Source organism: Blautia sp. 1001283B150304_161114_C9, assembly GCF_015668165.1.
GTDB classification, from domain to species: Bacteria; Bacillota; Clostridia; order Lachnospirales; family Lachnospiraceae; genus Blautia_A; species Blautia_A wexlerae.
Genome location: NZ_JADPGO010000001.1, coordinates 267656 through 289325 on the forward strand (window position 1 = coordinate 267656; position 21670 = coordinate 289325).

Consider the following 21670-nt stretch of genomic DNA (forward strand, 5'->3'; position numbering starts at 1 on the left):
GATAAAATCATCCTCTTTTTTACTTGCTTATAACCGCTCCGCAGTTTCAGTCAGGAAAGATTTTCTGCACATTTATTTGTGCCTATATACTCTGCTACTTTATCTGTTACTTTATTGCAGATTACCGTATAAGCTGCTCCCAGAACATTGGCACCTATACGAAGTGCTATTGCTGCCGGCATTCCGAAGATCCCTGCTGCAATAGACAACGCTCCAAATGTATTAAATGCAGTCTGCCACGGATATCCTGCTGAATATCCAACTCCGATTCCTCCGATCATTCCAATGTACGGATACATGGATTTAGGAAGTACCAGATACAGCACAATAAACAGCAGACAGCCCACAACATTAAACATTCCTCTGCTCACAGACCTTGGGATACAGTCCTCTGTAAAAGGCAGACATACGGACATACAGGCGATTCCTGCCCACATTGCTCTGGGAAGTCCCAGAAGATTCATAAACAGCATTGCGCTGGATACGATCAGTGTCAGTTTCACATACCATCTGCTTCTTGCTGACTTAAGATCAAATTCCCGGAACAAATCCAGGAAGGTTCTTCGATAGGCTCTGTTTCTCTGGTTCTTATAGAAGACGATCATACAGATCACCATTCCCACCAACAAGCCGATTACACGGAAGGTGTATTCCTTTCCTGTCACATCATAGCCCAGAAGCAGCAAATAGCCCAGAACAAAGGTAGAATGATTGTACATGATCACATTATGACAGCCCAGTATCATCAGCAGTAAAATACACACAGCATTCACTGCAAACGCGGCTAACGGAGGCACTATATTTGCCAGACGGGGTCCTGCCATAAGAATACCGAAGATCCCTGCAATGGAAAGCAGTCCATGTGTTGTCCTGATCCCGAAATCTGCCTGCCGCAGCACAAGCACTGCCAACAGAACAGTAACACCAACTACACTGTTGCTGCTCCCTGTAAGCTTACTGTACATGCTCACCACTGCTACGCAAAAAGCCATAACCAGATACACTTTAAAATTATAGATTAAAATGTGCCGTCTTTTCTCTTTGGGATCTGTGGTGCTTCTGATCAGCTGTTTGGAGCCGGTCGAACTCAATTGTAATTCCTGATAAAATGTCATATCTCGTTACCTCTCTTTCGTGAAAATCTATAAAAATTTATGAATTACCTTTTTTAGTAACGAGCACTATACCGCAGTTCCCTCTGTTAGTCAAGACTTAATTATTTTTCCAGGTCTCTTCTGATTATTTCTTCCAGCCTGTCCAGATCCTCATTGTCAGGATGAGATAACGCCCTGTCAAAATTCCGGATCAGTTCATCCAGGTTTGGTGCATGATCCGGATTCTCCTTCATCTTTACGTATCTGTCCCTGACTGACTGGGGCATTTTCCCCTGACACATAAATTCTCCCATCACTGTATTACTCTCATCAACAGATTCCTTAACTTTCCCGAGAACCTGTTGGAAATAGGCTTCACTACCTCCGAAGCCTGCTGTTCCAAACAGAAAGATCTTCTTGTTTTTCAGACTCTTTAACAGTTCAAGTGTTGCAGGATCTGCATTCCCTATATCTGTCCAGAATCCAATGTATAATATGTCGGAAGAGAGAGCCTTTGCTCCTTCTGTTCCAAAATAGTCACAGTTTTCCTCAGGCAATACCTCCCTGATCTTCTCCGCAAGCTTCTTTGTGTTTCCTGTTTTACTGCTGTACAAAATTGAGTATCTTTGTGTTCCCATGCTGTCTTGCTCCTTTTCGTTTATGCACTCTCGGAGTCTTCCTTGTATTTGCTTTTGTAAAAAGATTCCGAGAGTACATTTTTATCTGCGTTATTTATATCAGTTATAAATCCTCGTCCGACACTCCATCCCGGAACATTTTCAGTAGCTCTTCCAGGCTTTCTCTCAGTTTTTCATTCTTATTATACTGAACCAGCACCACTGTAACAATGGCAGACAGAATTATGCATCTGCGGATCAGTTTTCGGATGCGGATACATTTCTTTACATCTTTTCTTCCCTTTTCATAGAGTTTTTCTGCCATCCTGTCAGCTCTGGCATCTTTGCAGGCAATATAATCATCAATCACCTGCTTATCCTCCTCACAGATATCCAGATTCTCATACTGACTCCTCAGCTCCTCGAGTTCTGCATTATTCTGTCTGATTACTGTATCTTTGCGGTTGATTCTCTCAGCTGCACTCCGGCTCATTCTCTCTGTTCGTTTACTCATGATAAAAACTCCTTTCGTTTATTTTTTATTATCTCCTATTTTAAACTTTTCTCAGGCTTTTCTCAATAAAATAATAAAATAATGGAGGACTCCTTTTTTATAAACTTAAACAGGGAGAGTATAACTCAAAATGAGTCATACCCTCCCTGTTCTGGGGATCCTATTTCCCGATCACTTTTTTATTTTTTGAACTGTTGAAAATAGTTTCATCTAACAGATATTAAACATTACATTTCTGCTGTAAGAATCTCTAATAATTCTCCATAAAGAGCCTGATTCAGATGCATCGCATTCAAAGATGCCACAGCATCCTTTCCAAGTTTCTGTATGGTAGATAAAATTTCAGATTTCAAATTGTATTCAATCTGCGCACGTTCCAGAACAGCAAAAATCTCTTCTGTCCATCTATGCTCACACTCTGTTATTCCATCAACAAACTCTACACATATTTCCTGATCCACCGGAATATCCTTTACAATAATCTCAAATCTGTCAGGATTCTTTTTCCATTCAGATACACAGTCACATTCCCGGTCTCCGACATATATTTTAAAGTTGGATTCCTTCACACCATAGAACCATAATTTCCATGTACGGTTCACAGGAATTACATCTGTATTTCCCGCAGCCCTGGAAATTGTAAATATATTCTTCTCCTTTGCAAACCGTGTTTTTACCCAGTTCTCATCATTATCTTCCGCTGTATCCCCCTGATCTTCCCACAGTTCAAATGATCCTGTATTACCAGGGAATATTTTTATCAGGAATTTTTCCGGATTATCTATGGAATTGTCATATTCCTCCATATCTTTCAGCGGGATAATACCGCCCTCTTTTACAAGTACAGGAATCTCATCTATAGTTCTCCACAGTTCCATCAATCGTCCGCCATCATACCTTCTTCCATTAAAGAAATCATACCAGACTCCTTTAGGGATCCAGGTAACTGCTTTGGCAGCAACTGCAACCTCATCCATTTTTTCCGTAATCGGAGAAACCATCATCTCATTTCCAAAATAATAATTGTTTGGCACATGATAAGTCTGCTCCTGATCCGGTTCCTGATAGTACATTGGCTGTACAAGCGGAATTCCGTCTCTGCTTGCATACTTATTCATAGTATAAAGATAAGGAACCAGGCTATGACGCATACGAAGATACTTCTTCATTGTTTCTTCCACAATCCGGTTATACTTCCACGGTTCTTTTCCATTAAATGGATTATCTGTACTGTGAAGGCGGTTGATCGGAGAGAATACTCCCAATTCTACCCATCTGGCAGTCAGTTCATCATCTCTGTATCCAAACATATGACCACCAATGTCATGGCTCCACCATCCATATCCGATATTGCTGGCATTTGCAGTGAAATATGGCTGGAACTTCAGACTCTCCCATGTAATAATCGTATCACCAGAGAATCCAATGGGATATCTGTGGCTTCCCGGACCTGCATATCTGGAAAAGGTAAGTTGTCTCTTGCCTTTCCATACACTGTCAAGATAGTGATAATGGTTCAACATCCAAAGGGGATCCAGACCCGGTATTTTCGTAACAGTTCCCTGCTGCCAGTCAAGCCACCAGAAATCTACGCCGTCTTCTTCCATCGGATGATGCAGATCATTAAGATAAACCTCAAGGAATTTATCATCTGCTATGTCAAAAAGTACCGGCTCTTTTTGCTCAGGATCCATTCCCATTTTCTTTGCAATACGTGGATATGCTTCTTCATATGGGCGGATTCCATCTGCCGGATGAACATTCAATGTTACCTTCATATTATGGTCATGAAGCCATTTCAGGAATTCCGGCGGATCCGGAAACAGCTTTTTGTTCCAGGTATAGCCTGTCCATCCGCTTCCATATACAGGATCCACATCCTCAACAAGATGCCAGTCCATATCAATAACAGCTACTGAAAAAGGAACTTTTTCTTTTTCAAATCTCTCTACCAGCTCTTTATACTCTGCTTCATCATATTTGTGGTAACGGCTCCACCAGTTACCCAGCACATATCTTGGTAAAAGAGGTGTTTTTCCACAAAGATGATAAAAATCCTTCAGACATTCAAGGAATCGATGACCGTAACCAAAGAAATAAAAATCTTCTCCTTTGTTTTGTCTTGGTTTTACAGAACCATTTTCCATAAGTACCATTGTATGAGAATCATTCAGAACAGAAAATCCGTCTTTTGACATAATTCCATGTTCCAGCGGGATTTCACCGTTGGCCCAGTCCAGAGTTCTTGCAGTTCCCCGAAGATCTTTCGTCTCTTCTCCGTAATGCCATACTCTCTCTCCTGCCATTCCACCTGCAACGCGGACCATCAGACCGCCTGGTGTAAATTTCTGTTTATCATAATGAATCTCCAGATTCTTTGTATAGATATCAAGAGTTTCCTCTTTTTCTACAACACGAAATTCCGGAACAGGAAATTCTCTGTTGTAAACCATCTGGGTTGCATGATCTTCAAATTTCCCATCTTCGCTATACTCAAATCTGATTAATGCGGTTGTCAACATTGATATTCTGTAATTTTCCCCCTGCAGCACTGCGCCGGCAGAGCACAAAGGATGTGTTGGTACTGCGTATTTTTTTAAGCTCATCAGTTTATGCCTCCTTTTTACTCTTTAACTGTTTACTCCTTGACTGCACCATTGGCAATTCCGGCTACGATCTGTTTCTGGAACAGTAATACCATCACTAAAGTAGGAATTACTACAACTACAGCAGCTGCCGCAATCTGGTTCCAGTAAATTGTATACTGCCCTCTCAGATATCCGATACGGACCGGAACTGTCTGGATTGATTCATTACTGTTCATGGTACATGAAAGAAGATATTCGTTCCATGCTGAAATAAAAGTCATAATCGCAGTTGTAAATACTCCCGGTGCTGCAATTGGAAAAATAATTCTCCATAAAGTTCCCCAGGTAGAACATCCATCAATCTTCGCTGCCTCCTCCAGTGCAAGAGGAACCTGTTTGAAATGTGCCACCATAATCCATACTGCACTTGGCAGAGTAATAGATGAATACGCCAGACATACCCAGTAGGAATTCAGTTTTCCAAGAGAATAGTACATATTGAACACCGGTCCGATAATGATCATCTGCGGAAACATTGCTACTGTAAGGATCAATGCCATCAGAAGATTTTTTCCTTTGAATTTGAATCTGGATATGATATATGCAGACATAGACGCAACAACAATTACATACAAAGTAGTAAATCCGGACATAACAAAGCTGTTCCATACTGCCCTGAGAATATTTTTTTCAAAAATAACTGTTTTAAATGCATCTAGTGTAGGGTGCTGCGCAATAATACGATATGCGCCATCTCCGAATATTTCTGTTTCAGGTTTAAATGATGTGACCAGAATCCAGAAGAATGGAAATACTGAAATCAGCAAAAAAGCAATAATAAAAATCCAGCTTACTACTTTAAACGTACTTACCTTTTTCATCCTTTCTCCCCTCCTTAGTCGTTTCCCATGACATCTGCCCCAAGTACTTTTACATACAGGAATGCAATAATTGCTACTACAACAAACATTCCCATAACAACTACGGAACTGTATCCATAATTACTCTGGTCAAACATCAGCTTATAAGCATAAATAGATAAACTCTCTGTTCCATTTCCAGGACCGCCACCTGTCAGGATTGCGATCAGGTCGTATACACGGAATGCATCCAGTGTACGGAATAACAAGGCAACCAGAAGGCTTGGTTTCACCAGTGGCAATGTAATCTTAAAGAATGTCACCACCGGACCTGCACCATCAATCGCAGAGCTTTCATAAAGGCCTCTGTCAATAACCTGCAGGCCTGCCAGCAGAAGAAGTGCCATATATGGAGTTGTTTTCCATACATCTGCAATAATTGCAGCACTCATCGCCCCATGAGAGGTCAGAAGCATTGCAGACTGACTGTTTATAATTCCCAGTTTATTAAACAGAAAAGAAACAATTCCATAACTTCCATCATACAGATAACTCCAGATCATAGCTGATACTGCTGTGGGGATTGCCCACGGAATCAGCGCAACCGTACGGACAAGACCGATTCCTTTCATTGCTTTATTCATAATCAATGCCAGAAGCATTCCCAATACCAGCTCAATTCCTACTGAGATCACTGTAAAAATCAGTGTATGTCCCAGAGCTTTCCAGAAACGGGTATCTTTGATCAGATTCCCATAAGCCTTCAGGCCAATAAAATTAGACTTTACAATACATGTGTCCATTTCATCTAAAATCTCCGGTATTTTGTCTTTATTATAGAACTCTACATCCGGATATTTATCATAAAGTGCAGTAATATCTGTTCTGAGCTTTTCTTTAAAAGCAACCAGTTCATCCTTTTTATCAGAAGAAATCTTCTCTGTTCCCTTTGCATTTTCATATTCACTCATTACGCTGCTGACTGTTGCCTGGATTTCCTCTACTGCTTTCTGATCCTCTTCTGACATTAAAGTCTTATCATCATCCAGAAAATAATTGATATAATCACAATCCTCATAGAACAGCTCTCCATTAAAACGTTCTGACAAATAGAAGCTGTTTGCGGTCTGATCATTAATGCGATAATCAAAAAATGTATACATAAAGGATGTTACAATTGGATAGATAGAAAAAACACCAATAAAAATCAAAAGCGGCAGAATAAACAGAAACTGCTTAAAGGTCATTTTCTTAACCATGTTTTTCTCCTTTTCTCTGCAAAATTGATATCTGAAAGTTCAAAAGGACTGTCTGACAAACCGGACAGCCCTTTTATTCACTGAAGTTTTTATTTTCCCTCTGTGTCCAGTAAAGTCTCTATCTGATTTACTGTATCATCCAGTTCAGCCTCACCAGATAAATATTTGTGCATAGCAATCTGCAGATTATCAGATAATTCCTGATAATTGTCAGAGCTTGGACGGGCAATCGTATTATTTAATGCTGCAATAAATCCAGGATTTTCCAGAAGCTTGTTTCCTTCTTTTACTTTTTCATCATCAGCTGCTGCAGTCCATCCGGGAGCACTTCCGCTTCCAGCTGCATAGATCACCTGTCCATCCATGGAAGTAAGGAAATCAAGGAATGCCCATGCGCCATCTTTATGTTCACTGTTTGCATTAATTGCTGCAAGCCATCCACCGATACAGGATCCATTTGGAAGAGGTGCAATATCTATCTGATCCTGATGAACAGCAGTCTCATCTGTAAGGAGTGCCCATGCATATGGCCAGTTTCTTGCAAAAACACAGTCTCCATTGACCATGCTGTTTGCGGTCTGATCTTCCTGATATACTAGAATATCTTCCGGAGTCGCGTCAGAATCAACTGCTTTCTTCATTAATTCCAGGCCACCCTTGACATCATTGAAATTATTTGTCCATTCATTTGCATTACATACAAGTCCTTCATACTGATTAGCCTGGAATACAAGTCCTGTCTTTGTTCCTTCCTGACCTTTGTAGTTCTCTGCCATAGTGATCAGATCATCATATGTATAATCTCCACTTACCAGTTTGTCCGCATCTTCCTGTGAAACAATATCTTTGCGGAAAAATAATACACCATAATCCGGATTAATAGGCAGTGCATATGTTTTCGCACGATAAGTTCCTGAATCAAGAGAGCCTTTATTATATTCAGATGCCTTTCTTCCGGATTCTTTCATATATCCATCCAGTGCTTCCAGATATCCGGCACCTGCCAGATCGCCAGCCCAGGCAGTATCAATAGAAACTACATCATATTCAGAACTTCCGGCAGAAAAAGAAGTAGTCAGCTGACTCTTTTCCTGATTTGAATCATTAGGAGCAACCACAATGTTTACTGCGTATTTGTCCTGACTTGCCTCAAATGCATCAATTACATTCTGCATAACATCCATATGTCCATCATCTGCTCTGAAAAAATTAATGACTTCACGTCCGCTGTCATCTTTCTCCTCTGCCATTACCGGAACTGTTATTCCTGCTGCCATAACTGCACACATAACTAATGCTAATACTTTCTTTCCTTTCATTTTGATTACCTCCTGCTATCTTCCCTTAAAATCATTGTATTCTCTATAGGTGTTGCGCAACACTTAGCTTGTATTTATAATAGCATCTATTCCTAAAACGCGCAATAGGTGTTGTGTAACACCGTATATTTACATATTGTTATTCTATTGTTTTTATACATTTTGCACAATCGCATAATTATTGGCCCAACAACAGTCCGCTTATGTCAAACAGTAAAAAAGCCTGAAAACACGAAAAATATATTTCATTTCCCGCATTATCAAGCCTTTTATTTTAATTCTGTTTTCTGGTACTGTCACGAATCACTAACTGTGTGGGAAGAATCACTTCCTTTTTTCTTACCTCTTTTCCCTCAATAAGATCAATAAGCATCTTCACTGCCTCTTCCGATTTTCTCGGAATATCCTGATTAACTGTTGTCAGGCGCGGATATAGCATTGTCCCGTAAATATTATTATCGAAGCCTGCAATTCCTATATCATCCGGAATTTTATACCCATCCTCCTGAAAGCTTCTCATGACTCTTGCTGCCAACTGATCACTTACACAAAAAATAGCATAATTTTTGCCACAAAAGCGTTCTAACTCTTTTAAACGTTTTCTCCGTTTTTCTGAATCTGCAGGATCTACATAAATATGATATTTCGCCTGATATTCCCGTCCATTTTTCCTAAGTGCCATTTTGTACCCTTCTACACGCACAAGCTCTGCACCTTTGGCGGTTTCTTCCATCAAAACCAGGATTTCCTCATAACCGCATTGAAATAAATAATTTACAAGATTATAACTTCCATTTAAATCATCCAGTCCAATATTATAAATATCCGCATCCTGTTTTCCATATGTATCAATTCCAACCACCGGACAACCGTCTACAAGATTTCTTAGTTTCTCATAATCTTTCTGCGCAAATGTAACTGTAATGATCCCTGCCACACTCCACGATGCAGACATCTGGAAAATTTTATCCAGATCCATTTCTGCATACAAAAGCATATAATATCCCGCTTTACGCAGTTCTCTTTCTATAATTCCCACGATTGTTCCATAGAATGGGTCTGCAATGGTTGTATCTTCATAAACTTTTGTTGTATGAATCACCACACCGATCAGCCTGGTCTTTCCCCTGGTCATTGTCTCCTGGGCCAGCTTCGGGACATAGTGGTTTTCTTTTAACGCTTTCTGAATACGTTCCACATTTTCCTTGGAAACTTTATTAGTCCTTCCGTGAATGACATTTGCAACTGTAGTCGGACTAACCCCTGTAATATTTGCTATATCCTTAATCGTAACCATATCTTCCTCGTTTACTTTTTTATTATTATATGTTTTTTCACCATTTTTTTCAATCCATGAATGTTCTATACAAATGTTATTATTCCATAAATTGTTTTGGTATGAATACGATCTTCAGAATTATGTCAGTTTGTGGACAGTTGTCCCTTTTATAAATACTGGCTAAACTCAACCTTCTCTTTATTCGGTCCCTCAATTGTAAAGAACTTTACTCCGTTTTCCCAGAAGGGAAGAAAATGAACGGTATCGTTGGTTGTATTTAATCCTGCCTGATTAATCATTTCATATACTTTTTCAATATCTTTTACATCAATCGCCATATGATCGATGGCACCGGCTTCCATCTTAGCTGCTTTATTCTCATATGTCTCAACAACAAGTGTATTTAATTTCAGAAAAGCAACCTCTTCATCTGCTTCCTCATTTACTGTACGAAAAGCAATTTCAAATCCCAGAGCCTTATAAAAATCAATGGTTGCTTCAATATCATTGGTCGGAATTCCAATATGCTGAATTCCATTAAACTGTTCTTTTAAATTCATTTTCATTTTCCTCCTGAAAGTCAGTTATAATATCCATCTGATGAAAATCATCCAACATATTTATGTATTGTTGCTCTTACAGCTCCAGGTCCTGCAATCATCTCACGGAACATATCCTCAACCTTCTCTCCCACACCGTCTTTGTAAAGGTCAGTGAAGAACAGACGCTCATTGGAAAGAATTGGTTTTAACTGATCCTTAAATGTTTCAGGTTTACCTACTACAATATCCTTAAACTGTTCCTGCAGTTCCTCATTCATTGGATCTGGTGCAAGTTCAAATTTATTTCCTTCATCATCTACACCAAGCATATATCTGAGCCATCCTGCAATTCCCAGCGGAATGGCTGTCAGTCTGGAAGCATCTCCGAATTTCTGTACATATGCTTTGATTGTTTCGCCGAAACGGATGCCAACCATCTGAGATACATCTACTGCCAGACGAAGATTTGTGTCTCCCAGATATTCATTTGGAAAACGATCGTTAAAAAGCTCATCCACAAATGCCTGGGGAGAAAGGATTCCAGGGTCAGCAACTACCGGAAGACCTTCATCATAAGCAATCATACGTGCCATTTTCATCATATCTTCATTTGTATTAAGCATATGCGCAAACAGATCATATCCAAGAACTACTCCCAGCGGACCTGTAGCAGAATGAACCGGATTCAGACATACTGTTACTTTCATACGTTCAGAAAGGTTAACTGTATTTCTGTCTGCCATATATACACCGAAACCTTTTTCCAGAGCCGGACGTCCGTTAGGGAAGCTGTCCTCTATTACCAGATACTGCGGTTTCTCAGCATTGACAAATGGTGCAATGTATGTCTTCTTACCTGTAATCACCGGCTGCATGTTCTCAACACCCAGCTTTTCAAGATCTGCTGCAATCTGCTCGCTTGGACGAGGTGTGATCTTATCGATCATTGTCCATGGAAAAGCAACTACTTGTTCATCGCTTACATAGTTTACAAATCCCTCATCAACAAATCCTGCTTTCTTCCACTCTTCTGTCATTGTCAGTACTGACTCGCGAAGCTTTGCACCGTTCTGTGAGCAGTTATCCATGGAAACCAGTGCGATCGGATATTTGCCTGCTTTATATCTTTCATAAAGCATTGCAACCAGAACTGCCATGGCACCAGCCGCTTTGTCCGGACCATTCTTAATATCTGCCTCTACAAACGGGAACCATGTTCCGTCGGCTTTCTGTAATGCATAGCCTTTCTCTGTAATCGTAAAGGAAACCATCTGCAGGGATTTGCTTGTGAAGATTTCTTTCAGGCGTTTCCACTGTGCTGCATTAGAAGACTGTGCCTTCACTGCTTCTGCAAAAGCTCCGACTACTTTATACTCACGGGTTCCATCCCCATGCAGGATCACGCTTAATCCCAGATTGTCATATGGATCATAAATCTTGTCTGCTACATCATAATCAAAGGTTTCCACACAGGTAATCCCACGATCCAGAACTCCCTCTTCCAGAAGACCATCTGCAATTCCACCGATAAACACACGGAAAATATTTCCGATACCAAAGTGAACCCATACCGGATTCTCCTTTGCATTCTCAGAGGCAGCCTCTACATCATAACCCGGAAGAGCGATTCCTGCCTTTTTCCATGCTTCCTGTTCCTTGATTCCATTGATTGATAATTTCATGTTATATCCTCCTTGTTTGTCTTATTCGATACTTATTGTTTATTGTTATGTTCTTTACTTACGTTTATATCTTAACTGTAAGTTGAGTATATATCTTTTCTTTTAAAAAATCCATTGACAGAAATTCTAATTTTCAAACAACTTTTTTGTCTATTTTACTATAGTGTGCTGACAAATTGATGTTGCTGATCGTGCCGGATATTTTTATTGTTTTTTTTTCGTTCTATGCTACAATAAAACTGAAACTTAACATTATCTTGTAACATAATCAGGAGAATATTATGAGTGAAAAGGGATTGACCAACATTAGTCTCAAGAAAATAAATAAATCAAAGGTTTACCAGTACATTTACAGAAAAAAAACGACCTCCAAGCTACAGATCGTTCAGGAACTGCAGATGGGTTTATCCACTGTCAGTCAGAACCTGAATCTTCTGGAACAGGAAGGTCTTATTGAAAAAAATGGTTTCTTTGAATCCACCGGTGGAAGAAAGGCAAACGCCCTTCAGATTGTATCAGATTTTAAAATTTCCATTGGCATCGGTATTTTAAAAGGGATGTTTCATATTACTGCTGTAGATTTGTATGGAAATGTTTTCTATACAGATACCATTCCGCTTCCATATTCCAACACACCGGATTACTATAAACAGGTTACTGACGCAGTAAAAGAATTCATCTCATCGCGCCAGTATGACAATGACAAAGTTCTTGGCATCTCCATTGCCACACAGGGTATCACATCCCCGGATCATACTACTGTACTATATGGAGATATCATGAATAACGCTGGCATGAAACTGAATGATTTTTCCAGATATCTTCCTTATCCCTGTTATCTGGAACATGATTCGAAATCAGCTGCGTTCCTTGAATTATGGAATCATCCGGAGCTTGACAGCGCTGTTATCATCCTGCTGAACCGAAATCTGGGCGGTGGCATCATTACCAATCATCAGATTCATCAGGGAATCTCCATGCACAGCGGAACTCTTGAACATATGTGTATTAATCCCGACGGCCCACTTTGCTACTGCGGCAGCCGCGGCTGCCTGGAAACCTACTGCTCTGCCAATGCACTGGAACAGGCTGCAGGTATTCCTGCCAAAGAATTTTTCCCTCTTATGCGCGAAAAAAAATCTCCCCAGATCATACAGATCTGGAAAGATTTTTTAAACCATCTGGCATTTGCCATGAAGAATCTTAACCATGTTATCGATGCACCGATCATCCTCAGCGGATATCTGGCACCTTATTTTACAGAAGAAGATATTGAATATCTGGCAGAGCATCTCCATACAGCCGCACCATTCATACTGGATAAAACACAGATTCTGGTCGGTACCAACGGACAATATACACCGGCAATCGGAGCGGCTCTGCATTATGTAGAGAAATTTATTCAATCCGTTTAACTATGGCAAGCCTTATAAATAATGCAATCAAGACAGTTCAGCAGAGTGCGAAAGACAAGAAAGATATCTGACGCAGGACTTCACACTATGATGGGCTGGATTGCTTGCATTATTTTATGGAATTGCTATAGATTGCTATAAATCAGATAAGCTTCCTGCTATTCATACTTTCATATATCTCTGATTTCTGCTATTCGGTTTATCTGGTAATGTCATTTGGATCAAATTCATCTCAAGTGCGGGTTGCAAATAATTTCTGCGGAATCCATCTCTGGACTTTAACCCCAGTTTTTCCATAAGTGTTTTTCTTGTATAAGGCGTATCATACTCCATGATTTCAAGCATTTTCCTGACAGTTTCTGAAAACTGTTCATTTTCTTCATTCATCTGAAGCGAAATATCTTCCAGAATCCTGTCTATCTGTGACAACATAAACTCTATAAAAATGGTAGATTCTCCTGAAACATGACATCTGGCAATCGCATCATAATATTCATCCTGAAATTTTTCAATCCGACTTTCGATTGGAATAAACTCAAATACAGGTTTCCATTTAGCTAAAATCGCAGTATGCCATAATCTTGCCATTCTTCCATTACCATCAGCAAATGGATGAATAAAGACAAACTCATAATGAAATACACTGCTCATAATCAATGGATGAACACTATTCCTTGATTTCTTCATCCATTCAAACAGTTCATCCATAAGCTGCGGTACAAATTGCGCCGGAGGTGCCATAAAAATACATTCATCTCCATTAAAAACTCCCTCTTCTCCATGGCGAAACTCCCCACATTCTTCCACAAGATATTTTGTCATAATCCCATGAAATTTCTTTAAATCTTTTATACTATAGGGATTAATTTCCGAAAGGCTTTCATACGCCGCATATGCATTTTTAACTTCCTGTATTTCTTTCTGTTCCCCCAGTACAAGCCTGCCATTAATTACATCCCTAACCTGCCCCAGAGAAAGAGAATTCGCTTCTATTTTTAAAGATGAATGAATAGATTTAATTCGGTTATTCTTTCTCAGGTGCGGTTTTGTTTCCAGACTTCTGATTGCCGTGATTCGCCCTATTTTTTCAGAAATTGAAGACACATATGATAATATCTCATTTGTTATTGTAAATGGCGGTTTATATTCTCCCACAAAACACCTCCAGAATTTCCGTTATCTTGCACATTAACTTGCACACTTTTTTGCATACTTTCTTCTTCAGGATAGATTCCGTCTACTTCAGTGCTGTCAGAATCCCCATTGCATTGTCGTAATCTTTCTCTCCGACCATGATTTCATACAATGTTTTATCTGTTCCGAAATTCCCACCCATACTGCGGGCAGTTCCCCTGCCCGGGGCTGTCATTTTTTCTTCATGGTTGACTCTCTTTGTTTTGTATTTGATTTTCTCTGAATCTAAGGCTTTACAATACTGCTCATATTTGTCTCTGGATGCACCGAGATAAACTGTTCTGCTGTCGAATAACATAATTAATTTCTCCTCCTTTGGGGTGTTGTTTTTACAAAAATGATCCTGTCTGCTGGCTCCTCAGCCTGCACACGCAGGAGCGTATTCGAAAAATCATTCCCACCATCTGCACGCCCGGCAACTATAACGAAAAAACAGCAGACATCCGTTTCCAGATCATCTGCTGTCATTATATCATATACATTTACTGCTTTGTAGTATAAAAGTATTATTCTACTTCTTCCGGTTCCATGCTTCGCATGTGTTCCTCGTTCTTTACGATTTCATACTTCTGGCGATATTCCTTGAAGTATGTATAATATTCCACGCTGTCAGATGGGTAAATCTTGGAATCATGGATATGCATATCCGGATTCTCGTCCCCACTCTTAAGGAGAGCTACCATTGCACTTGCACAATGTGCTGCAATACGGTTGAAGCTGTTGAGAATGTCTGTATATACAGTTCCCTCTTCCAGTCCGCAATTGCCGTTACTCAGACGCTCTACATGATGCATCTTCAGCTCATTGCATAAGGATGTGATAATCATTCCAAGAGGTGCAACTCTCTGTGCCATCTCTTTGTCATCATTGAGGAATGCACGACAGGTAAGATTGATCTCCTCACGAACTGCTTCCATTACTACATTCAGCTCATCCCAGGCTTCCTGTGAGAAATTAGTGTGATTATCATGCATTTCACTGGACATATAGGCAATGTAGGATGCATGGTCACCGATTCTCTCAAAGTCATTGATGGTATGAAGATAAAGGGATGCCTGCCTTGTCTGGGCACTGTTCATCTCATGCTTTGTGAGCTTCATCAGATATTCCCCAAGACGGCTTTCGTATTTATCGATCAGGTTCTCTTTTCTCTGTACCTTATCAAATTTATCCTGCTGATATTCATTCAGAAGATTCATGGCACGGTTGACATTCTTGCGAAGCTTCCTTGCCATACCGCTCATGGCACGATGACACTGTCCAATAGCAAGTGCCGGATAATTCAGAAGACGTTCTTCCAGAAGATCAAAGTCTGCTTCATCTTCCAGTTCCTCTGCACTGTCTTTTACAAGCCAGCACACCAGCTGCTCAATCTTCGGTATGAACGGGAAAAGAACACATACTGTTGCTACACGGAATACAGTATTCAGTAAAGCAATTGCAACCGGTGACATAATCATATCCATAAATCCGAAATGCACAACAGCATTTACAGTGTAGAAGATCACTGACCAGAGGATAAGACCAAACAGGTCATTGATCAGATAAACAAGTGCTGTACGTTTACCATTCTTATTCGCACCGATTGCTGAAATCAGAACCGGACAGGCAGCACCTACACCGATACCAAGAACAATCGGGAATGCACTGGAGAATGTCAGGATACCTGTTACAGATAACGCCTGCAATACACCGACTGTGGCAGATGCACTCTGCAGCACTGCGGTAAATGCAATACCTACCAGAATACCTATCAGCGGGTTGGAAAACATTGTCAGCATGTTTGTAAATGTGGGGCTGTCCTTTAGTGGTGAAACAGCACCGCTCATTGTCTGCATACCTGTCATCAGGATTGCAAAACCAAGCATGATATTACCGATATTTTTATGCACGGAACGCTTACATGCCATGCGAAGGATAATACCAATAATCGCTACTACTGCTGAAATTGTTGCTGTAGATAAAATCTTCGCAATTCCGTTCTTTCCGTCAATATAAGAAAGACAGAGGATCCATCCGGTAATACTGGTTCCGATGTTGGCTCCCATGATAATACCGATGGCCTGTTTCAGTTTCATCATACCTGAGTTAACAAAACCAATGACCATAACGGTTGTGGCAGAAGAAGACTGAATCACGCTGGTAACACCAGTACCCAGAGCAACTCCCTTCAGCGGTGTGTTTGTCATTCGATACAGGAAAGCTTCCAGCTTATTTCCGGCAACCATTTTCAGGCCGTCGCCCATCAATGACATACCGAACAGGAATAACGCTACTCCGCTCAGTAATGACAATATCATTGAAAAAATTCCCATTATTTTCTCCTTTGTCGTCTGCCTGATTTCCCACCTCATCTCAGAAAATCGGCGCATAATGTAAGCAGGTTATTTTACCTGTCTCTAATCAGAATTTAACCTGCCCTTTACTTTTCCATTCTTATTATGTCACGTTCGGGAGATTATTACAATAATTGTTTTTTCAAAAATTACATTTTTTCTATAGCGTTTAAAATGCTGTCTTTTTTTTCCTGAATTTTTTTGCAGTTTTCATAAAATTTTCCGGCATGCTCCAAAATATATCAGAACATGTCGAAAAATAACATACAATAAATCGGACAGTAAAGAAGCATGATATGATTTAAACTCATACCATGCTTCTGTCACCCTATACCAACTTGATATTAATTTATTTTTCCCTTCATCGTAATAGAAGATTTTCCATTTCCTCCCATTGGCTGATACGGTCCAAAACATACTACAACTTTCTTGCCTGGTTTAATATAAAAACAGAATTCAGAGTATTTCATCTTCATAATTGGTTCATATCCCCTGCTGGATATCTTATTCGCATACGTACTGGCAATTCTTTGTTTTGCGGAATCTCTGCTTCCTGCAAGCACATCCTGAATTCCAATCTTTTTCCCATCTTTGAGGCGATAAGTCAATCCATATTCCCAAACATTACCTACTCCACCGGCATACCATTTACATGAATATCTAAAACTGATATATCCATTTTGGTTAAACATAACTTTACATGTCACTGTGTCATAATATTTCTCACCATAATCCTGACGAAAAGAATTATATTTGTCTCCCTCAAAATACTCAAACAAGCTCTCTTTACCAGAAAGAGTCTTCTTATAATCAGCTCTGAGAGACTTATTAATTTTCTTAATTGCCGCACTGTTTCCCTTTAGCTGTGGTAACTGATAAAGATACTTTGCACTCATGTTTTTATATTTTCTTATTTCCTTCTTATTTATTATTTCATAAGAAGCCTTAGACGCTGCAATAACCGGAACAGGTTTAATGTTTGGTAAAACAAAAGCCAGTCCTAGAATCAAACAGATAGTAAATAACGATTTGCATATGGACTTTTTTCTTTTCATAACTGAAATCTCCCTTCTTTTATTTATAGTTGTATTTTACTACTAACAAGCCTGTTTTCCAACTACAAATAAAGCACATTATTGAAATTTTACATATTATCTTATCTCAATACATATTTAACCAAATCAAGCAAATCCCTACCAATTTGGAGGTTCTGAATAATTTGTAGTTTTTTGCTATATGATAGATACATCACCTGAAATTTACAAATATGGATCCGGATACTTATTACTCTCCAAAAGAAGCAGAACAGATTATAAATCGTATGATTAAACATCTGGAAGCAAAATAAAAAACAGAAAAGAAAGTACCACGTAACCATCTTTTAATGATTGCATGACACTCTCTTTCCTCAAATTCCAGTATTAAAATCAATTGGTTACTCACAATCCGCTTCACTGCTTCATTTTATTATCTGGTGGAGTTGCTATAGTTATACATACTACTGCTCATTGCTGCTCCTGTCGCAGATTCCTCTTCACATTCTGCCAAAACAAGTTCTGCATTGAACATATCCTCAATAATTTCGCACAGTACCGGATTTTTTCTCAGTCCATTCCCTGAACCAATCATACGCCTGATCTTTATGCCGGTTCCATTCTGAATAGTCATATACATCTGATACAGTTCTGTGCTCATTCCCTTTAGAACACCATAGCAGAAGTCTTCAGGTGTAAAGTTTTCGGAACTTACCCGGGTAATACTGCCGCTTTTTTCCGGATTCACCCGCGTACCGTCAAATGTTGTTTCCACTTTAATCTTTCGACTTTCAGATCTTTCACTATTCAAATCTTTCCCTGTTCTTGCCATCTTTTCCATTACTTTGTATAATGGCTGATCCTGCCCTGTCGCTTCTTTTACAATTTTTCGGAAAAACTGTTCCAGAAGCGCATATGCCTTGCCGCCACACAGAGATGCTCCTGCAAGCAGATACTTCCTATTTAGGAAAGGTCTTGCCTCAATTCCATCTCCCGAAAAATACTGACTGGAAAGAACAGAAATCTGTCCGCCGGTTCCCATATTGACCAGTAATATATTCTCCTCATCACCTGCTGCGCCAAGGAAGCTTGCCTGGTTGTCTCCGATTGCAGTTGTAACTGTCCGTCCTCTGTATGTACCCAGTTTTTCTATTTCCGTACAGACATCCGGCAGCCAGTTTACGTCCACTCCCATTTCAGCCAGTTTTTCTTTCTCAAAGCACATCTTACGACTGTCAAAGAATCCCAAACCTGCCGCATTGCTCACATGTACCAATGGTTTTTTACGCTCTGTCAAATGCATTCCAAAATAATCCATGATCGTACAGAAACTCAAAGCCGAATCCGGAACCAGATTATGTCTGATATTATAAATATGTGTGACAAGCCCATACCCTGAAGCAGCATGGATTTTACATCTTTCCCGGATTTCTTCTGTTAAAGGAATCTGATCCCCATCGCAGATACTTCCTCTGGCATCCTGCCATGTATATAACGGACTGACACAATTTCCTTCTTTGTCAACATAGACAATTCCATGCATCTGCCCTGTGAGCCCAATCCGCTCAACATCCGGATACTTCTCCAGGAAATAATCCAGCAGATTCACTGCTCTTTCTACAATTTCTTTTGCATACTGTATTCTTTCCCATTCATTTCCGGTTTCGATAAAGCAACCGTTCTCTACAGTTTTTGCCTCCAGAATTTTTGCCTGTCCGTTTCTTCCTTTTTCCAGAACAACACCGCTTATCGTTGTTGTCCCAATATCAATCCCCGCCGTTTTCACAATCCAAACTCCTCTGCCAGTTTCTTAAACTCCGGCAGGGAATTAATGATCGTATCATAAGATACACAGTAAGCCAGTCTCACATAGCCCGGGCAGGCAAAGGAACTTCCCGAAACCATAAGGATGTTGTATTTCTTTCCAGCTTCGCAGAACGCTTTTTCATCTGCTACCGGTGATTTCACAAAGAGGTAGAATGCACCCTGGGGTTTGATGCACTCGAATCCGCATTCTTTCAGTCCATTGTATAACGCCAGACGGTTCTTGTCATATGCAGCTACATCCACTTCTGCATCTACACATTTGGCAATCACCTTCTGCATCAGGGATGGGGCATTGACACATCCGATAGTACGGTTGGCAATAGCCGCTGCAGTAATAAGTTCTTCACTTCCATCTGCTTCATCCGGAATTACCAGATAACCGATACGCTCTCCCGGAAGGGACAGAGATTTACTGTAAGAATAGCCAACAATAGTATTATCGTAATATTTTGTCAGATACGGAACTTCTACACCATCATAAGCCAGCTCTCTATATGGCTCGTCAGAAATCAGGTAAATTACACTGCCAAATTCCTTCTGTTTTTTCTCAAGAATTGCTGCCAGCTTCTTAATGGTTTCTTCTGAATATACAACACCAGTCGGATTGTGCGGTGTATTTACGATCACTGCTCTTGTCTTTGCTGTAATCTTCTGCTCAAACTCCTCAAGATTCGGTTGGAATGTGGTCGTATCCGGAGAGATTTCCACAAGCTTGCCATCAAAATTGCGCACATATGCACCATATTCCAGAAAATATGGTGCAAAAACAATCACTTCTTCCTCTGGATTCAGGATCGTCTTGAAAATCACATTCAGACCGCTGGCTGCTCCAACTGTCATAATCAGATTCTTCGCTGCAAATTTAGTTCCAAAGCGGTGGTTCAGAGATTCCGCAATCGTCTGGCGCACATCCTCAAATCCTGCATTACTCATATAACCATGAAGCACTGTCGGCTCCACTTCGTTCACCAGATCAATAATAGCCTCCTTCACACACTCCGGTGCCGGAACGCTCGGATTCCCAAGACTGAAATCATAAACTTTGTCCGCACCGTAAATGGCTCTGAGACGATTTCCCTCCTCAAACATCATACGGATGGCTGAATTATTTTTTACATAAGGTTTCATTTTTTCTGCTATCATAACATATTCGCTCCTGTCCAAATAATCCCGGCAAACCACCGAAATTCAGAATAATATCGCAACTGTCCAATTTCTCTTGCAGTGCATAATTTATCTTTATTTTAACCTTATCATGGTAAAGTGTCAATGTGCGACAATATACTATATTTCATCTTTTTAGCCGAAGTCAAGTAAGTCCCCTGCTTTAATTGCGAAAAGCAATAAGCAGTGAGTGGGAACTTGCTTGTATCAGGAGGAGTGCAAGCTCCTTCTGATAAACTGCGAAGCAGTTATTCAGAAGGAATCTTTGCGCTCCTCCAGTAACAAAATGTCAATAGTTTTTTAATCACTTTTTTCAAAAAAGGCAAAAAGAATAGAACGTATAGTTAATTTCCATACGCTCTATCTCACATTTCATATTAAATTTTTGAATTCTACAAACTGGAATCTGTCTGTTAATTTGAAACAGATGTAGCACTTACTTTCTTGTCGATAACAAAATATGTAACCACCATTAAAATAGAAATTATCAAACCAATATAAAACTCTGGGAATGCAAATCTAATGCTTTTATGGATACTTACTTCGCCCGTTATATTCATTACGTGCCATGTGAAGAACTTATATATCTCAGAAACAACAATACCAATTGTGCCTAATGCACCTAAACTTTTGCCAACAACCTGTTCCTTGAAGGGAAACCATACACCCACCGCAAACAAAATAACAGACACCATTCCAATGGGATTGAGCAAATTTATTAAACCTGTGATTTCCTGTACGCCTTTTAGCCCACCATATTGATTAAGGAACATTGGTAATAAACTGATAATAAATGCTATTGATAGAATAATTTTCTTTTTCATATAATCGCACTCCTATGTCAAATACCGATTGAGATTTCACCTGTTTATAGTGGTTCAGTTGTCAAGACAAAAATCTAAGCTTTTTATAATGAACTGATATATGTAACTGGGTAGGGGAGAAA

At 39.8% G+C, this 21670-nt stretch carries 18 protein-coding genes; 1 reads left to right on the plus strand and 17 read right to left on the minus strand.

What is annotated here, in order from left to right; genetic code table 11:
- Positions 1 to 50: 50 nt before the first annotated feature.
- The 10 genes from I4V44_RS01165 to I4V44_RS01210 form a co-directional block, all read right to left on the minus strand.
- Positions 51 to 1115, minus strand: coding sequence for an FUSC family protein (locus tag I4V44_RS01165; protein WP_008706250.1), 1065 nt, complete (start codon positions 1113 to 1115; stop codon positions 51 to 53).
- Between the two features lie 101 nt (positions 1116 to 1216).
- Positions 1217 to 1732, minus strand: a complete 516-nt coding sequence (gene bilS, locus I4V44_RS01170) for a flavodoxin family protein BilS (protein ID WP_196002193.1) — start codon at positions 1730 to 1732, stop codon at positions 1217 to 1219.
- A 103-nt stretch (positions 1733 to 1835) separates the two neighbouring features.
- Positions 1836 to 2225: a hypothetical protein gene (locus I4V44_RS01175; protein WP_118409141.1), complete on the minus strand. Its 390-nt coding sequence runs from the start codon at positions 2223 to 2225 to the stop codon at positions 1836 to 1838.
- A 227-nt stretch (positions 2226 to 2452) separates the two neighbouring features.
- Complete coding sequence (locus I4V44_RS01180; protein ID WP_118331179.1) at positions 2453 to 4831, minus strand: glycoside hydrolase family 31 protein; 2379 nt, start codon at positions 4829 to 4831, stop codon at positions 2453 to 2455.
- Positions 4832 to 4863: 32 nt separating this feature from the next.
- Positions 4864 to 5694, minus strand: a complete 831-nt coding sequence (locus I4V44_RS01185; RefSeq protein ID WP_118331180.1) for a carbohydrate ABC transporter permease — start codon at positions 5692 to 5694, stop codon at positions 4864 to 4866.
- A gap of 14 nt (positions 5695 to 5708) precedes the next feature.
- Positions 5709 to 6932: a carbohydrate ABC transporter permease gene (locus I4V44_RS01190; protein ID WP_118331181.1), complete on the minus strand. Its 1224-nt coding sequence runs from the start codon at positions 6930 to 6932 to the stop codon at positions 5709 to 5711.
- Positions 6933 to 7021: 89 nt separating this feature from the next.
- Positions 7022 to 8251 carry an extracellular solute-binding protein gene (locus tag I4V44_RS01195; protein WP_118331182.1) on the minus strand — a complete coding sequence of 410 codons (1230 nt, stop codon included), beginning with the start codon at positions 8249 to 8251 and terminating at the stop codon, positions 7022 to 7024.
- Positions 8252 to 8525: 274 nt separating this feature from the next.
- Positions 8526 to 9548, minus strand: coding sequence for a LacI family DNA-binding transcriptional regulator (locus tag I4V44_RS01200; RefSeq protein WP_118331183.1), 1023 nt, complete (start codon positions 9546 to 9548; stop codon positions 8526 to 8528).
- A gap of 149 nt (positions 9549 to 9697) precedes the next feature.
- Complete coding sequence (locus I4V44_RS01205) at positions 9698 to 10090, minus strand: VOC family protein (protein WP_022381321.1); 393 nt, start codon at positions 10088 to 10090, stop codon at positions 9698 to 9700.
- A 47-nt stretch (positions 10091 to 10137) separates the two neighbouring features.
- Entirely contained in the window at positions 10138 to 11754 is a 1617-nt protein-coding gene (locus I4V44_RS01210; RefSeq protein WP_119250510.1) for a mannitol dehydrogenase family protein, read from the minus strand.
- A 281-nt stretch (positions 11755 to 12035) separates the two neighbouring features.
- Between I4V44_RS01210 and I4V44_RS01215 the strand changes: the two genes are divergently transcribed.
- Entirely contained in the window at positions 12036 to 13169 is a 1134-nt protein-coding gene (locus I4V44_RS01215; RefSeq protein WP_118331185.1) for an ROK family transcriptional regulator, read from the plus strand.
- 162 nt (positions 13170 to 13331) lie between these two features.
- Here the strand turns inward: I4V44_RS01215 and I4V44_RS01220 are convergent, their stop codons facing one another.
- From I4V44_RS01220 to I4V44_RS01250, 7 genes are all read right to left on the minus strand, one after another.
- Complete coding sequence (locus tag I4V44_RS01220) at positions 13332 to 14324, minus strand: Fic family protein (protein WP_062808130.1); 993 nt, start codon at positions 14322 to 14324, stop codon at positions 13332 to 13334.
- 82 nt (positions 14325 to 14406) lie between these two features.
- A complete protein-coding gene (locus I4V44_RS01225; RefSeq protein WP_008706244.1) occupies positions 14407 to 14661 on the minus strand; it encodes a hypothetical protein in 255 nt (84 codons plus the stop codon).
- 208 nt (positions 14662 to 14869) lie between these two features.
- A complete protein-coding gene (locus I4V44_RS01230; protein WP_008706243.1) occupies positions 14870 to 16678 on the minus strand; it encodes a Na/Pi cotransporter family protein in 1809 nt (602 codons plus the stop codon).
- A 365-nt stretch (positions 16679 to 17043) separates the two neighbouring features.
- Positions 17044 to 17754 (minus strand): DUF4163 domain-containing protein, encoded by a 711-nt coding sequence (locus tag I4V44_RS01235; protein ID WP_118759295.1) that lies wholly within the window; start codon positions 17752 to 17754, stop codon positions 17044 to 17046.
- A gap of 412 nt (positions 17755 to 18166) precedes the next feature.
- Entirely contained in the window at positions 18167 to 19519 is a 1353-nt protein-coding gene (locus I4V44_RS17845) for a sedoheptulokinase (protein WP_118759294.1), read from the minus strand.
- Positions 19516 to 20703, minus strand: coding sequence for a pyridoxal phosphate-dependent aminotransferase (locus I4V44_RS01245; protein ID WP_118759293.1), 1188 nt, complete (start codon positions 20701 to 20703; stop codon positions 19516 to 19518). Before I4V44_RS01245 ends, I4V44_RS17845 begins: the two co-directional genes overlap by 4 nt.
- Positions 20704 to 21137: 434 nt before the next feature.
- Positions 21138 to 21548 (minus strand): hypothetical protein, encoded by a 411-nt coding sequence (locus tag I4V44_RS01250; RefSeq protein WP_008706239.1) that lies wholly within the window; start codon positions 21546 to 21548, stop codon positions 21138 to 21140.
- Positions 21549 to 21670 lie beyond the last annotated feature (122 nt).

What these genes read in the sequence shown, in the direction of transcription:
- I4V44_RS01225 (WP_008706244.1), bottom strand. Translation starts at nt 14,661, where the DNA reads ATGTTATTCGACAGCAGAACAGTTTATCTCGGTGCATCCAGAGACAAA.
- I4V44_RS01175 (WP_118409141.1), bottom strand. Translation starts at nt 2,225, where the DNA reads ATGAGTAAACGAACAGAGAGAATGAGCCGGAGTGCAGCTGAGAGAATC.
- I4V44_RS01180 (WP_118331179.1), bottom strand. Translation starts at nt 4,831, where the DNA reads ATGAGCTTAAAAAAATACGCAGTACCAACACATCCTTTGTGCTCTGCC.
- I4V44_RS01210 (WP_119250510.1), bottom strand. Translation starts at nt 11,754, where the DNA reads ATGAAATTATCAATCAATGGAATCAAGGAACAGGAAGCATGGAAAAAG.
- I4V44_RS01185 (WP_118331180.1), bottom strand. Translation starts at nt 5,694, where the DNA reads ATGAAAAAGGTAAGTACGTTTAAAGTAGTAAGCTGGATTTTTATTATT.
- I4V44_RS01215 (WP_118331185.1), top strand. Translation starts at nt 12,036, where the DNA reads ATGAGTGAAAAGGGATTGACCAACATTAGTCTCAAGAAAATAAATAAA.
- I4V44_RS01230 (WP_008706243.1), bottom strand. Translation starts at nt 16,678, where the DNA reads ATGGGAATTTTTTCAATGATATTGTCATTACTGAGCGGAGTAGCGTTA.
- I4V44_RS01165 (WP_008706250.1), bottom strand. Translation starts at nt 1,115, where the DNA reads ATGACATTTTATCAGGAATTACAATTGAGTTCGACCGGCTCCAAACAG.
- bilS (WP_196002193.1), bottom strand. Translation starts at nt 1,732, where the DNA reads ATGGGAACACAAAGATACTCAATTTTGTACAGCAGTAAAACAGGAAAC.
- I4V44_RS01250 (WP_008706239.1), bottom strand. Translation starts at nt 21,548, where the DNA reads ATGAAAAAGAAAATTATTCTATCAATAGCATTTATTATCAGTTTATTA.
- I4V44_RS01245 (WP_118759293.1), bottom strand. Translation starts at nt 20,703, where the DNA reads ATGATAGCAGAAAAAATGAAACCTTATGTAAAAAATAATTCAGCCATC.
- I4V44_RS01205 (WP_022381321.1), bottom strand. Translation starts at nt 10,090, where the DNA reads ATGAATTTAAAAGAACAGTTTAATGGAATTCAGCATATTGGAATTCCG.
- I4V44_RS01195 (WP_118331182.1), bottom strand. Translation starts at nt 8,251, where the DNA reads ATGAAAGGAAAGAAAGTATTAGCATTAGTTATGTGTGCAGTTATGGCA.
- I4V44_RS01200 (WP_118331183.1), bottom strand. Translation starts at nt 9,548, where the DNA reads ATGGTTACGATTAAGGATATAGCAAATATTACAGGGGTTAGTCCGACT.
- I4V44_RS01235 (WP_118759295.1), bottom strand. Translation starts at nt 17,754, where the DNA reads ATGAAAAGAAAAAAGTCCATATGCAAATCGTTATTTACTATCTGTTTG.
- I4V44_RS01190 (WP_118331181.1), bottom strand. Translation starts at nt 6,932, where the DNA reads ATGGTTAAGAAAATGACCTTTAAGCAGTTTCTGTTTATTCTGCCGCTT.